The organism is Rhizobium sp. KNZ2-6A, assembly GCF_056755475.1.
Genome location: NZ_JBNDIC010000005.1, coordinates 45,658 through 58,060 on the forward strand (window position 1 = coordinate 45,658; position 12,403 = coordinate 58,060).

At 58.5% G+C, this 12,403-nt stretch carries 14 protein-coding genes and 1 pseudogene; 10 read left to right on the plus strand and 5 right to left on the minus strand.

Going from position 1 to position 12,403, the window contains the following annotated elements; all coding sequences use genetic code 11:
- Nucleotides 1-281: 281 nt before the first annotated feature.
- The 5 genes from ACPYOP_RS05430 to ACPYOP_RS05450 all read left to right on the plus strand — a co-directional run bounded on the left by ACPYOP_RS05430 (nt 282) and on the right by ACPYOP_RS05450 (nt 5,007).
- The gene (locus ACPYOP_RS05430; RefSeq protein ID WP_481409372.1) at nt 282-812 is read left to right on the plus strand and encodes a 2Fe-2S iron-sulfur cluster-binding protein; all 531 of its coding nucleotides are present in this window, start codon (nt 282-284) and stop codon (nt 810-812) included.
- On the plus strand, nt 809-1,798 hold the full coding sequence (locus tag ACPYOP_RS05435; RefSeq protein WP_481409373.1) for an FAD binding domain-containing protein: 990 nt from the start codon (nt 809-811) through the stop codon (nt 1,796-1,798). The genes ACPYOP_RS05430 and ACPYOP_RS05435 overlap by 4 nt, the downstream gene beginning before the upstream one ends.
- Nucleotides 1,795-4,080, plus strand: a complete 2,286-nt coding sequence (locus tag ACPYOP_RS05440) for a xanthine dehydrogenase family protein molybdopterin-binding subunit (protein ID WP_481409374.1) — start codon at nt 1,795-1,797, stop codon at nt 4,078-4,080. Before ACPYOP_RS05435 ends, ACPYOP_RS05440 begins: the two co-directional genes overlap by 4 nt.
- Before the next feature lie 80 nt (nt 4,081-4,160).
- On the plus strand, nt 4,161-4,412 hold the full coding sequence (locus ACPYOP_RS05445; protein ID WP_481409375.1) for a hypothetical protein: 252 nt from the start codon (nt 4,161-4,163) through the stop codon (nt 4,410-4,412).
- A 94-nt stretch (nt 4,413-4,506) separates the two neighbouring features.
- On the plus strand, nt 4,507-5,007 hold the full coding sequence (locus tag ACPYOP_RS05450) for a YciE/YciF ferroxidase family protein (RefSeq protein ID WP_481409376.1): 501 nt from the start codon (nt 4,507-4,509) through the stop codon (nt 5,005-5,007).
- Between the two features lie 367 nt (nt 5,008-5,374).
- Here the strand turns inward: ACPYOP_RS05450 and ACPYOP_RS05455 are convergent, their stop codons facing one another.
- A complete protein-coding gene (locus ACPYOP_RS05455; RefSeq protein ID WP_113248975.1) occupies nt 5,375-5,536 on the minus strand; it encodes a DUF1328 domain-containing protein in 162 nt (53 codons plus the stop codon).
- A gap of 71 nt (nt 5,537-5,607) precedes the next feature.
- On the minus strand, nt 5,608-6,135 hold the full coding sequence (locus tag ACPYOP_RS05460; protein ID WP_481409377.1) for a hypothetical protein: 528 nt from the start codon (nt 6,133-6,135) through the stop codon (nt 5,608-5,610).
- Nucleotides 6,136-6,471: 336 nt separating this feature from the next.
- Between ACPYOP_RS05460 and ACPYOP_RS05465 the strand changes: the two genes are divergently transcribed.
- Entirely contained in the window at nt 6,472-6,885 is a 414-nt protein-coding gene (locus ACPYOP_RS05465) for an HD domain-containing protein (protein ID WP_481409378.1), read from the plus strand.
- A 75-nt stretch (nt 6,886-6,960) separates the two neighbouring features.
- Here ACPYOP_RS05465 and ACPYOP_RS05470 read toward each other — a convergent pair whose 3' ends face one another.
- On the minus strand, nt 6,961-7,248 hold the full coding sequence (locus tag ACPYOP_RS05470; protein ID WP_481409379.1) for a DUF3175 domain-containing protein: 288 nt from the start codon (nt 7,246-7,248) through the stop codon (nt 6,961-6,963).
- A 219-nt stretch (nt 7,249-7,467) separates the two neighbouring features.
- On the opposite strand from ACPYOP_RS05470, the pseudogene treS reads away from it, so the two are divergent.
- From treS to ACPYOP_RS05485, 3 genes and pseudogenes are all read left to right on the plus strand, one after another.
- Nucleotides 7,468-9,114, plus strand: a pseudogene (gene treS, locus ACPYOP_RS05475) (maltose alpha-D-glucosyltransferase); the annotation flags it as partial.
- 332 nt (nt 9,115-9,446) lie between these two features.
- Entirely contained in the window at nt 9,447-9,662 is a 216-nt protein-coding gene (locus ACPYOP_RS05480) for a DUF2934 domain-containing protein (RefSeq protein WP_481409380.1), read from the plus strand.
- Nucleotides 9,663-9,866: 204 nt separating this feature from the next.
- On the plus strand, nt 9,867-10,088 hold the full coding sequence (locus tag ACPYOP_RS05485; protein ID WP_481409381.1) for a hypothetical protein: 222 nt from the start codon (nt 9,867-9,869) through the stop codon (nt 10,086-10,088).
- Between the two features lie 23 nt (nt 10,089-10,111).
- Here ACPYOP_RS05485 and ACPYOP_RS05490 read toward each other — a convergent pair whose 3' ends face one another.
- The gene (locus ACPYOP_RS05490; RefSeq protein WP_481409382.1) at nt 10,112-10,717 is read right to left on the minus strand and encodes a hypothetical protein; all 606 of its coding nucleotides are present in this window, start codon (nt 10,715-10,717) and stop codon (nt 10,112-10,114) included.
- Between the two features lie 186 nt (nt 10,718-10,903).
- On the opposite strand from ACPYOP_RS05490, the gene ACPYOP_RS05495 reads away from it, so the two are divergent.
- Nucleotides 10,904-11,233 (plus strand): four-helix bundle copper-binding protein, encoded by a 330-nt coding sequence (locus ACPYOP_RS05495; RefSeq protein WP_481409383.1) that lies wholly within the window; start codon nt 10,904-10,906, stop codon nt 11,231-11,233.
- 23 nt (nt 11,234-11,256) lie between these two features.
- On the opposite strand, the gene ACPYOP_RS05500 is transcribed toward ACPYOP_RS05495, so the two are convergent.
- Entirely contained in the window at nt 11,257-12,402 is a 1,146-nt protein-coding gene (locus tag ACPYOP_RS05500) for a DNA topoisomerase IB (protein ID WP_481409384.1), read from the minus strand.
- Nucleotide 12,403: the final 1 nt, after the last annotated feature.

Consider the following 12,403-nt stretch of genomic DNA (forward strand, 5'->3'; position numbering starts at 1 on the left):
CCGACCACATCGTGCCGGCCATATCGTGAAAGCAGGTACGATCGCTGGCGTGGTACACCCAAATCTTCGGCATGCGGAATCTCCCGGGAACAATTGGCCGTTCGTCTGGTTCTCGCTTAGGCAACAGCGGGAGGCCTGGAGACGAACACGCTCGCTCCATGCTCCGGCTGCCAGGCAAAGGCGTGGGGTGTCCGCGGAGCGGATGCCGGCCGCGAAACGCTGGCGGGACGCTCTCGCCCGATATCACAAGCGCATCGGTTGCCATCACGGAGGCAAGCATCATGAAGTTCACGATCAACGGTGAAAACGTCGAGGTGCAGGCGGATATTCGCACATCGCTGCTTGATCTGCTGCGCAATATCCTTGGCTTCACCGGCACAAAGAAGGGATGCGATCAGGGCGCTTGCGGCGCCTGCACGGTCCTGGTCGACGGCGAGCGCATCAACTCCTGCCTGGCGCTGGCAATTCAGTATCAGGGCCGGAATATCACGACGATCGAGGGTATTGCTTCGGAAAGCCAGCTTCATCCGCTGCAACAGGCTTTCGTCGAATGCGAAGGTTTTCAATGTGGATACTGTACGCCGGGGCAGCTCTGCTCCGCGATCGGGATGATGCATGAAGTCGATCGCAACGTGCCGAGCGCCGTTACAAAGGACCTTTCCGCAACGAGCGTCGTTCTCGATGAGATCGAGCTTCGCGAACGCATGAGCGGCAATCTCTGTCGCTGCGGCGCTTATAACGGCATTGTCGAGGCCATCTCGCGGACCTTCTCCGAAAGCGAAACGGAGAGCAAGAGGAGGGCACGGGCATGAACCTCTTCTCGTACGAGCAGGCATCCAACGCTAGCGCCGCCATCGATCTCGCCAAAGCCGGCAACGCGCCGCGATATCTCGGGGGAGGCACGAATCTCGTCGATCTGATGCGCGAAGACATCGAACGCCCGGACATGCTGATCGATATCACGCAATTGCCCGCCGACATCGAACCACGTTCCGATGGCAGCCTTCTGATCGGCGCCGCGGCAAAAAACACCGCGCTTGCGGCAGATCCATATGTCCGCTCGACCTTTCCATTGCTTGCCCGCGCCATTCTCGCAGGGGCAAGCGCTCAAATCCGCAACATGGCGACCGTCGGCGGCAATATCTTGCAGCGCACCCGTTGTCGGTACTTTTATGACGATGCCGCCCATTGCAACAAGCGGCGGCCCGGTGACGGCTGCGACGCCAGAGACGGATTCAATCGCTACCATGCGATCCTCGGCGCCTCGCCTTCCTGCGTCGCGACCCATCCATCCGACATGTGCGTCGCGCTTGTCGCTCTGGATGCGAGGCTGCACCTCAAGGGCCCGATCGGTTTGCGCAACATGCCTCTCGCGGATCTGCACCGACTGCCTGGCGAAAGGCCCGATATCGAGACGGAGTTGCAGCCGAACGAGCTGATCACCGCAGTTGAAATCCCGCCGCTTCCCTTCGCCCGATGCTCCACCTATCGCAAGGTGCGCGACCGCGCGAGCTATGCCTTCGCTTTGATCTCCGTTGCGGCTGCCGTCGACATCGACGAAGCCGGCAAAGTGCTTGACGTCCGCCTGGGGCTCGGCGGCGTTGCCCACAAACCCTGGCGCGCCCTGAAGGCCGAAGCGGCCCTGAAAGGCCAATCCGCCAATGTCGAAAGCTTTCGCGCCGCAGCCGAAGCGGAGCTCGCCGCGGCGGTTGGGCTGAAGGATAACGGATTCAAGATCGAGCTGGCGAAACGAACAATTGTTGCCGTTCTCGATGAATTGAAGGGAGAGGGCGCATGAGCGTACAATCCGATACCCCGAAAGGGAAGCCGGGCAGCTGGCAGCCGGCCGTTACGTCCGATCCGCTGCTGCGCAAGCACGGCGCTCTCGGCCGGCCGATCTCCCGCGTCGACGGGCCGCTTAAAGTCCAGGGCAAAGCCCGCTTTGCAGCCGAATATCGTTATGAAAACATCTGCTACGCAGCGCTCGTCTTCAGCAAGATCGCGCGGGGCCGCATTACCAAGCTTGATACCGCCGCAGCCGAAAAGGCGCCCGGCGTCGTGCTGGTGATGACTTATCGGAATGCGCCTCGAATGAAGGCGCCGTCCTTGATGATGTCCTCGCCGTCGGCCGCCGGCGCAAGCGATCTGCCCGTCATGCAGACCGACGAAATCCACTGGAACGGCCAGGCTGTCGCGGTGGTTCTCGGCGAAACGCAGGAACAAGCCGATCACGCGGCATCGATGATCGCGGTGGAATATCACCCGCTTCGAGCCGTCACGTCTTTTGAGGAAGCCAAGAAAAAGCCGCGTCAGCTGGAGACATTGCTTGGCGAGCCGCCGATCCTGGAAATCGGTGACGCGGAAGGGGCCTTAAAGGCATCGGAAGTGCAGGTGGACAGTATTTACCGGACGCCTCGGTACAACCATAACGCAATCGAGCTGCACGCCGCGACGGTTGTCTGGAAAGGCGATGAGCTGCGTGTGCACGATGCGACGCAGATGATCGATCTGACCGCCGGCCAACTGGCGGATATTTTCGGTATCGATCCGAGCAAGGTGCGCGTGACCTCACCCTATGTCGGCGGGGGTTTCGGCGGCAAATGCCTGTGGGATCACCAGATCCTTGCATGCGCGGCCTCCAAGCTCGCGCAGCGCCCGGTCCGTATTATGCTGTCGCGTGAGGGTGTCTTCCGCCTCGTCGGCGGCCGCACGGTGACGGAACAGCGGGTGGCGCTGGGCGCCAACACCGATGGAACGCTGAATGCGCTTGTTCATACCGGCATCGTCGCGATGACGCTGCATAATTCCTGTCCCGAGCAGTTCACCTTTCCGGCCCGGCATCTCTATGCCGCCAAAACCTTCCGGCTGGCTCAGGAGGTTGCCGACATGGATATGCTGGCAAACACGTTCATACGGGCGCCGGGAGAAGCCATCGGGACGTTCGCGCTGGAATGCGGGCTGGACGAACTGGCCGATAAGCTCGGGATCGATCCGGTCGAGCTGCGCAAGCGCATCGAGCCGGAAAAGGATCCGACGAGCGGCAAGTCCTTCTCCTCGCGTCATTTGCTCGAAGCCTATGAGAAGGGCGCGAAACAATTCGGCTGGCATCGCCGCAATCCGGAGCCGCGTCGGCGGCGCGAAGGGGAGTGGCTGATCGGCATGGGCTGCGCGACCGCGACCTATCCTTACTATCGCTTTCCCGGAACGGCGGCCGGCATCAGGTTGACGGCTGACGGCCGCGTCACGGTTTCGACAGCGGTTCACGACATGGGTATGGGAACGGCAACGGCGCAGACGCAACACATTGCCGCGCGTCTTGGCATTCCGGCCGATCGGATCACCTTCGAATACGGCGACAGCGCCTTGCCTCGCGGCATCATTGCCGGCGGCTCGACGCAAACGGCCTCGATCGGCGGCGCCGTCATTGCCGCGACGGAGGTCTTCGTCGAAGAGTTGATCAAGCTTGCGGGAAACGCCTCGCCGCTCGCCGGCCTTTCGCTTGCCGACGTCGAACCGCGTGACGGCGGGATCGGTCATCGCGACGATGTCGAACGCTTCGAAACATATGAATCGATTCTCCGGCGCTCCGGTCGCAATGAGCTTGTCTGCCGGGCCGAAGCGCGCCCGCCGGCGGAGATGGAGGCTTTCTCCATGCATTCCTACGGCGCGCAATTCTGCGAGGTGCGTGTTAGCGAGGTCACGGGAGAAATTCGAGTTACACGCTTTCTCGGTTCATTTGATGCCGGACGTATTCTGAATGCCAAGACGGCGACCAGCCAGTTCAAGGGAGGCATCATCATGGGAATTGGTCTCGCTTTGACGGAAGAGACGAATTTCGATGAGCGGACGGGCCGCATCGTCAACGCCTCCCTTGCCGAATATCATGTGCCCGTACAGATGGATGTGCCTGAGATCGATATCATCTACACGGATGTCGCGGACCCGCAGGCACCAATGGGAGCGCGCGGAATCGGTGAGATCGGCATAACGGGTGTGGCAGCCGCTATCGCCAATGCCGTCTTTAACGCGACGGGTAAGCGCGTTCGCGAGCTGCCGATCACACTTGATAAAATGATCTAGCGTAAGTGCAGCCTTAAGCTCAGCGGACCACATGACTGGGTATCGGCCAAATAGTACGGCAGTAGTTTTTGGAGGGGTTGGTGGAACTAAAACTGGGGTTGTCTGTTTGGAACCGGGACCAGCAAGGTCTTGCAACCAAACGAAGGAGAAAGAACATGGCAACTCAAGGCGGTTCACACGACCAGCACGTCAAAGCTGGTCAGCAGAGCCACAAGAATACCGGCACGAAGCAGCAAGCCTCATCTCGGAACGAGCAATCAAAAGAGGGAACGCGTGGTGGAAGCCATGAACAGCATATGAAGCCCGGTCAGCCGAGTCACAAGAAGTCGTGATTCAGTTTCATAAAAGCCGCACAGGCGGCCTTTCTCTGCGGCGGTGAAAAAGCTGGCCGCGCAAAGAACTCACCGATAATCGTTGGAGGAAACAATGGCATCCGAGAAGACATTGAACGATCTGTTCCTGGACACCCTGAAAGACATATACTACGCCGAGAAGCAAATCCTCAAAGCATTGCCCAAGATGGCACGCGCGGCGCAGGCAGAAGAAGGCAAGCAAGGCTTTCTGCATCACCGCGATGAAACACAAGGCCATGTCGAGCGCCTGGAGCAAGTCTTCGAAATGCTTGGAAAGCCGGCGCGGGGCAAGACATGCGAAGCGATCCAGGGGATCATAGCCGAAGCCGACGAGATCACCGAGGAGTTCAAGGGCACCTCTGCGCTCGACGCTGGCCTTATCTCTTCGGCTCAGGCTGTAGAGCACTATGAAATCGCGCGCTACGGCACGCTCATCGCATGGGCGAAGCAACTTGGATTGAAGGATGCCGTACCTCTCCTCCAGCAGACGCTGGCAGAAGAAAAGGCGACCGACCAGAAACTTACGAAGCTTGCGGAAACGGCGGCGAACGCAAAGGCGAAAAAAGCCGCGTAGGGCTCCGGTCGTATTTCATTCGTCGATGCGCTGCCGAGGTGGCGCATTGCCCTGGATCAAGGAAGACGACGTTCCACTTTACGACGCAGGAGAGCGAATGCGTGTGGGACGACGGGCAGGGCTGCGATCTGCCCGATCTCATGTCCGCAATCGGGGAAGCAAAGAATATATTGGTGGAAATGGCAGCCGACGGCATTCTGCAACAGCACGGGACGGCTGGTTGGCGCGTCTTAAAAAGACGCGCTACGCTTAGCCGCGCAGCAAAGGTTTGCTTCCGGCGCCTGTCTGAGAAAAGGCCCCTGCTGGAGTTCGATCACATCCGGTTGCAATATCCCGGCTTGCGTCGAGGCTACTTTCTCTCGCCGGCCTAACGCCTCATCACGTTCATGACCAGGGAGACCACGAAGAATAACAGGAAGATGAAGAATAGCACCTGAGCAATTGACGCGGACGCGCCGGCAATGCCGCCAAATCCGAGGGCGCCTGCGATCAGGGCTACGACCAGAAATACCAACGCATAGTAAAGCATCTTACTCTCCATTTGTTGTTGAAATGGAGAACGGGGCAGCTATCAGTTTGTTCCATCGTCGATAATAAGGTTTAAGCGGCGAACTTTGCTTCTCGCGGGTAAGCCTTGCGACCATCGTCAGCCGGTGGTGGCGGCTCGGCGGCTTCCAAATACAGCCTTGCCGGCACAATGAGCGCGAACCACAGACTGATGCCCAGGAGAAACAACGCCGTCGTCTGATCGTCGACGTGAACGCAGAATGGAAAGATGACCGAGGTAAACAGCACCGTCAGGCGACCGGCCCATTCGGTTTCGCGCTTGCGAACCGCAATAGCAGCCAGCGCACGATAGGCGCGGATATTGTAGGTCCTTGTCGTGCGACCGAACGCCAGCATCCGGACCGATGGAATGGAGAGCATCAACAGAGTTGCAAAGGTCAGCTTGTAGGCAGTGCCTGCCAGGAAGAGACTGCTCGCTGACAGAAGCAACAAAATGACGAAGAGATTCCAGAAAGGAGCAAGTTTCTGCGGCGATCGGCCCGTGTGCTCGTGCCATGTCCGTAGCGCCATCGCTCCACAATCGAGCAACGGTCGATCAACATAACGATTGATGAATTCCATGCGGCGCCCTTCCAAAGTCGTCGGAAGCCAAAACCAGAAAAATTCGGCATCAGCATGGCAAGCCGCCAATTGCGATGAAAATAGACAGGGGTCCCGGCGCCGCGCGGCGGCGAAGAGGGAACAATCCGCTTTGAGCTTGGTTCATTGGCTGTTTTGGCAGGATGCGCCTCATAGAGGAATCAATGTCGTCGGCCTTCGTGTCCGCCGAAAAGGAGGGTAGGATGTCGGCCCGGCGCTCAGGACACGTGGGCGTTGACTGCGTCCTGGTATCCCTTGCAATTCGATCCGCCGTGTCCGTTCGGCGGGCATCCGCGATGACTGGAGGCGTTGAATGTCATGAAGCATCTTGACCAAGCCATACAGATTGCGCTCGAGGCGCATGAAGGGCAGACCGATAAGACGGGGCGCCCCTTCTTCGAGCACTGTCAGAGGATCGCGCTTCTCGTTTCCGGGGAAGACGCCCGCACGGTCGCCTATCTTCACGATGTCGTCGAGAAGGGAAGGGGATGGACGCTCGATCGATTGAGAGAAGAGGGTTTTCCTCCGAGGATCGTCTCCGCCGTGGACGCGTTGACGCGGCGATCGGACGAGCCTGATGACGAATTCGTCATGCGGGCGGCGTCGAATGCACTGGCACTGCCGGTGAAGAAGGCCGATCTGGAGGACAATCTCTGGCAAAGCGAACAAATCGGCAAAAACGGCGAAAAATATCAGCGTGGTTTGCAGATCTTGGTCACAAATATTAGGTAAAACCAACGCTTTAGTTTGCCGCTGCTCCCGCATTTCTACTGCTCGATTCATCCGTGAGCCGATCGCAGATGAAATCTAGGGTTCGCGGCCAAAATCCTTGCGCAATTCCGCCTTTGCCTTTTCCAGCGTCGTCCGTCTCGACTTCGAGAGTTGGTCGCCTGCGCGGTTGATATAGAAATTGAGCATGGACATGGCCGATTGAAACGGGCTGGCCTTGCGACGGTGGCTTTGCTCTGCGGACTGCTTGAGAGAATCCGCGATCTTCTTGGCGCTGCGCTGTTTGAAGACGTCTTTGTCGAGATCCATGGCGTCGCTATTGTCCGTTACCTGCTGTGACCATTTTTTCGATTTCTTTTTTGACATCGTTCTTTCCTTCTTGAGGGAGTACCCACGAGAACGGCCCGGGGCGTCCCACTATAGTAAGCCAAACACGCAGAATCCTCTCGGGTTCCCGGGATACCAGCCGGCCGAACTCCACTTTCGAAGCAGACATTCACAATCCGTGGCCTTGAAGAGGCGGCGGGCGACGTTAATTTCCGAAGTGTGGAATTGGCGAACAGGGATTGCCCGAGGAGCAGCCGATTGAACCGGACTGAACGTGAGCTTCGGTATCCGTCCTGGCACAAGGATGCCGTGATCTATCAGCTGCATGTCAAATCCTTCTTCGATGCCAACGATGACGGATTTGGGGATTTTGAGGGTCTTACCCAGAAACTGGACTATCTGGCATCGCTTGGCGTCAACACGATCTGGCTGCTGCCCTTCTATCCATCCCCCAAGCGCGACGACGGCTATGACGTCCTGGATTACGAAAGCATCAGCCCGGAGTTCGGTACCCTTGCCGATTTCAAGGTCTTCGTGGACGCTGCCCATGCGCGCAAGATGCGCGTTATCATCGAGCTAGTCATCAACCATACATCCGATCAGCATCCGTGGTTTCAACGTGCGAGACACGCGCCCGCCGGCTCGACGGAGCGGGATTTCTACGTCTGGTCGGACACGGACGACAAGTTTGCCGAGACGCGCATTATTTTCGTCGATAGCGAAAGATCCAATTGGAGCTGGGATCCCGTTGCCGGGGCCTATTTCTGGCACAGATTCTATTCGCATCAGCCGGATCTCAATTATCACAATCCTGAGGTCATCGAAGCGCTCCTGAGCATCATGCGCTTCTGGCTTGATTTCGGAGTGGATGGTTTTCGCCTCGACGCCGTTCCCTATCTGGTCGAGCGGGAAGACACCAACAACGAGAATCTTCCAGAAACGCATGAGCTGCTCAAGCGCATCAGGAAGACCCTCGATGCGAGCTATCCAGGCGTCATCCTTCTCGCCGAAGCCAACCAGTGGCCGGATGAGGCACGGAATTATTTCGGAAAGGGCGATGAATGCCACATGGCTTTCCATTTTCCGCTGATGCCGCGAATATTCATGGCGGTCGCCACGGGAGACCGCCAGCCGATCGTCACGATAGTTGAGCAGACCCACGATATTCCCGAGGATTGCCAGTGGGCCATTTTCCTCAGAAACCACGACGAGTTGACGCTGGAAATGGTCACCGAAGCCGAGCGCAATTTCATGTGGAATACTTATGCGTCTGACGAGCGCGCGCGGCTCAACCTCGGCATCCGGCGCCGTCTGTCGCCCTTGATGGATCAGGACAGGCGTCGTGTCGAGCTTCTGCAGGCATTGTTGCTGTCGCTGCCGGGCAGCCCCGTGCTCTATTACGGCGACGAAATCGGCATGGGCGACAATGTCGAATTGGGCGATAGAAACGGTGTTCGCACGCCGATGCAATGGTCCGACGAAAGAAATGGCGGGTTTTCGAATGGCGATCCGGAAGCGCTCGCGCTTCCGCCCATCGATGATGCCCGGTATGGGTTTCGCGCCGTCAATGTGGCGATGCAAGAGAACGACCCGCATTCTCTGCTCAACTGGATTCGTCGCACTTTGGCAATTCGCTCCGGGCATGAAGCCTTCGCACGGGGTCGTATTCGCTTCGTAGACGCGGATAATGCCGCCGTCATTGCTTATATCAGGGAATACCGCGGCGACCGCGTGCTTTGTGTTGCGAACCTCTCGAAGGTCCCGCAAGCCGCCGATCTCGATCTGCGCCGGTATGCAGATCAACGCCCGAGGGAATTGTTTGGCGGTGCGGCATTTCCCGTCATTGACAAGCGTCCCTATACGCTCACTTTTCAGCCCTACGGATATTTTTGGCTCCAGTTGCAGCGCCGATCCAGGTGAGAATGCTTTGCCGGTCGGCCCGGCAACGCTGGCCCGATGGCCGCCATTCTGCCGCATGCTTATGGGCAGCCGGCGCTCATGATCCGCGACACCCTCATCAAATTTGCCGAGATAGCAGCATTCCTTTGAAAAATGAGAGAACTCCTGGAACATCTGCGCGGTGCCGCGGTTTGATATGTTCAGAGCATTTCCAGGAGAAGTGTGCGGCGGTTTTCCGTCCGGGATGCGGAAATGCTCGAGGTGAGCAAGCCAAAGACACCGGCTTGCCGTGAGCGGAGTTGGGCCGTGCCGATATACCATCCGAAGGATTGCGATCGATGAACCAGACTTCACAGGAAGAAGCCGTGCGCTTGCGCGCCTATCAGATATGGCAGGACGAGGGCCAGCCGGATGGACAGGATCTTGTCCATTGGCATCGTGCAGCCCAAGAGATCCTTGGCGACGGGCAGCAACCGACTGACACGGATGAGACCGAGGCCGTGACGCAGGCCACGACGCCGCCGCAAGCGCCGCCGGTGCTTTCGGCCGAGTAGAGATCGCGCCCTTAGAGCATTTCTGGGAAAGTGCGTAGCGGTATTCCGTCCGCTCCAGGCATTCTCCCGGACGTGAATGTCTCGTCCCGCCAAGGCGAGCGAAAGATGGCGGGACTAAGCTCTCGCGCAGCCGACGTCAACGCCGGTCGCTTTTGACTGCGCTCCTGCGATGTCTCATTGGCTTTTTGATAGAAAGAGAACGCAATGATCGGAAAATCTCTGCAAAATCGAACCTATCCGTTGGCTCCGGCCGAACTCAAGCTTTGCCAGCGCGCCTTCGACGCCTTCCTTGTCGAGCGGGATGCCAGGCGCGACAGCGAGGAAGCGGAAGCTGCGGCGGCATTGATCATCGAGCTGTATCAAAAGGGCATCCGCGATGAGAAGCAGCTCCTGCTTCTGGCGAAGGCAGCTGACGTACGAGCCTGATCCCTTACTAGCTACGCCTGGCCTCATACGCGCGGCGGCGGCGCATAATGTATGGGATCACGATCCGGCGGATCATAAAGGCCGCGCTTCTCGTCAAATTGCTCCCAGCCGCTTTGAGCGTAGAATGCCCGGCGCGCCGCAATATCGATCCGCGGCACCCGGTCGAGAATTTCATTTGCAAGCGGAACCTGTGCCTGTCCGACACGGGCGATAACCAGCGCACCACCCCGGCGCACGCTTTCGGCGTAAACATTGGCATCGTCTTTTGAAATGCCTGAACCGGTCAATGCTCCTATGATACCTCCCGTCGCGCCGCCGAGAACGGCACCGCCCGCAGCGCCTATCAGCATTGCGATAAGCCAGCCTGCGGCGACGACGGGACCGATACCGGGAAGCACGATGACGCCGAGGCCAGCCAAAAGACCGCCTGCGGCACCCGCCACGGCTCCAACGCCGGAACCCGCGGTCGCATCCGCCGCCGTTTGATTTTCTCTTTCGTCTATCCTGCGGCCATCAAGCGTGCGCGAAATGATCGAGATGTCCTTCGGGGCAATCCCGGCATCTTCCAGCAGCTCGACGGCAAGCTTTGCCTCGCAATATTCATCGAAAAGTCCGGCGATCATCGGCATGAGCCACCTCCTTTCGTTGGCGGGAACGAGCATCTGTAGATTTAACTATCTGAAAGACCACATGTTCCGCACTCACGTCTACAATTGAAGGCTCATCGAGTTCCCGGCGGCCTCGAGGAACAATCGGCTCAGCCGCCGGTTTGGCGGCATTCCCGAGCGGCGAAGAAAAAATCGAGAAGAATGACGATGCAATCGGATCCCAGCGTACAGCAATGTGTCGAGGCTTGTCTGCGCTGTTACAGCCGCTGTCTTTCGACAGCCATGCTTCATTGCCTGGAGGCCGGCGGCAAGCACACGGAACCTGCCCACTTCCGCTTAATGATGTCCCGCGCGGAGATCTGTCAGGCCGCCGCATATTTTATGCTGATCGGCTCAAGCCATCATCCACACTTGTGCCACGAATGCGCGGAGATCTGCCTTGAATGCGCCGATGATTGCGAGCGCATCGGCGACATGGCGGATTGCGTCGATAGTTGCCGTCAATGTGCCGAGAGCTGCCGACAAATGGCGGGGTGAGAAATCCAAATCGCGGCGGCCGATCAACCTATTGCTTCCAGCCAGCGCAGCACAACCAATTCGTCTTCATCCATCCATTTGAGAATGGCGGCTCCTCTTCGCACGCGCATTTTGGCGATCGCGCCGAGGCGGCCGTTGTCGAAATCCTCGAATACGCGGGGATGGATATAGGAGCTGCGACAGACAGCGCGTGTGTTCACCAACTTCGCCGCGACGCCGTCGATGACGTCATTGATCTGTCTTGCTCTTCCTCTTGCGGTGTCCGCCGGCTCGAGTAGCGAAAGCGCTGTTGCTGCCATGCATGTGGCGCCCCATATGCGAAATTGGCGCGAGCTGAAGTCACAGCTCGTTGCTTCGCGAATATAGGCATTGACGTCCTGCGAGCGGATCGGATGGGTCAGTCCGTTTTCGTCGGCATATTGAAACAGATGCTGGCCGGGCAGTTCCTGAAGCATGCGAATGGCGCGGATGATCCGCCTGTCCGTGACGTTGAGGCGCCATTCCTTGCCGGACTTGCCCTTGAAGCGGAACTGCAGGCGTGATCCGATTGCTTTGACATGGCGGCCGCGCAGCGTCGTCAGGCCATAGGAGCCATTTTCCAGCGCATAGGCCTCGTTGCCGATACGGATAAAGAGATTGTCCATCAACGAAACCACGATTGCGAGCCCCTTCGCCAGGCCCGGCTTGCGTCGCCTGAGATCGGCATCGGCGCGCTTGCGGATGGCAGGCAGTGATCGTCCAAACTCCGCCAGTTGCGCAAATTTCTCGTTCTCGCGCATGGCGGTCCAGCTTGGATGGTAACGGTATTGCTTGCGCCCCCTGGCGTCACGGCCGACCGCCTGCAGGTGGCTGTTCGCATCCGGCGATATGATCACATCCGTATAGGCGGGGGGAATTGCCAGAGCGGAGAGCCGATCGAGTTCTCCCGGCTCAGTTATTTTTTGTCCTTGTCGATCAAAATAGGCAAAGCCTGCGCCGCTTCCTCTGCGGGTTATGCCTGTTTCAAGACCTGCAAGATAAACGATCTCTTCGTTTGCCGAGGCGGGCCGATCGCCAGTCTCCGTGCCTGATCGCCCTGCTTCCCCAAGGTCAACCGAATCCCGCACGAGACGGCTCTCGGCCGTCGATCCATCGCCGCGCTCATCGGGTATAGTGACCTCCGTTTTCACC

Excerpts from the sequence above, each read along its gene's own strand:
- ACPYOP_RS05455 (WP_113248975.1), bottom strand. The coding sequence starts at position 5,536 with ATGCTTTACTATGCGTTGGTATTTCTGGTCGTAGCCCTGATCGCAGGC.
- ACPYOP_RS05465 (WP_481409378.1), top strand. The coding sequence starts at position 6,472 with ATGAAGCATCTTGACCAAGCCATACAGATTGCGCTCGAGGCGCATGAA.
- ACPYOP_RS05495 (WP_481409383.1), top strand. The coding sequence starts at position 10,904 with ATGCAATCGGATCCCAGCGTACAGCAATGTGTCGAGGCTTGTCTGCGC.
- ACPYOP_RS05485 (WP_481409381.1), top strand. The coding sequence starts at position 9,867 with ATGATCGGAAAATCTCTGCAAAATCGAACCTATCCGTTGGCTCCGGCC.
- ACPYOP_RS05460 (WP_481409377.1), bottom strand. The coding sequence starts at position 6,135 with ATGGAATTCATCAATCGTTATGTTGATCGACCGTTGCTCGATTGTGGA.
- ACPYOP_RS05480 (WP_481409380.1), top strand. The coding sequence starts at position 9,447 with ATGAACCAGACTTCACAGGAAGAAGCCGTGCGCTTGCGCGCCTATCAG.
- ACPYOP_RS05440 (WP_481409374.1), top strand. The coding sequence starts at position 1,795 with ATGAGCGTACAATCCGATACCCCGAAAGGGAAGCCGGGCAGCTGGCAG.
- ACPYOP_RS05430 (WP_481409372.1), top strand. The coding sequence starts at position 282 with ATGAAGTTCACGATCAACGGTGAAAACGTCGAGGTGCAGGCGGATATT.
- ACPYOP_RS05470 (WP_481409379.1), bottom strand. The coding sequence starts at position 7,248 with ATGTCAAAAAAGAAATCGAAAAAATGGTCACAGCAGGTAACGGACAAT.
- ACPYOP_RS05435 (WP_481409373.1), top strand. The coding sequence starts at position 809 with ATGAACCTCTTCTCGTACGAGCAGGCATCCAACGCTAGCGCCGCCATC.
- ACPYOP_RS05490 (WP_481409382.1), bottom strand. The coding sequence starts at position 10,717 with ATGCCGATGATCGCCGGACTTTTCGATGAATATTGCGAGGCAAAGCTT.
- ACPYOP_RS05450 (WP_481409376.1), top strand. The coding sequence starts at position 4,507 with ATGGCATCCGAGAAGACATTGAACGATCTGTTCCTGGACACCCTGAAA.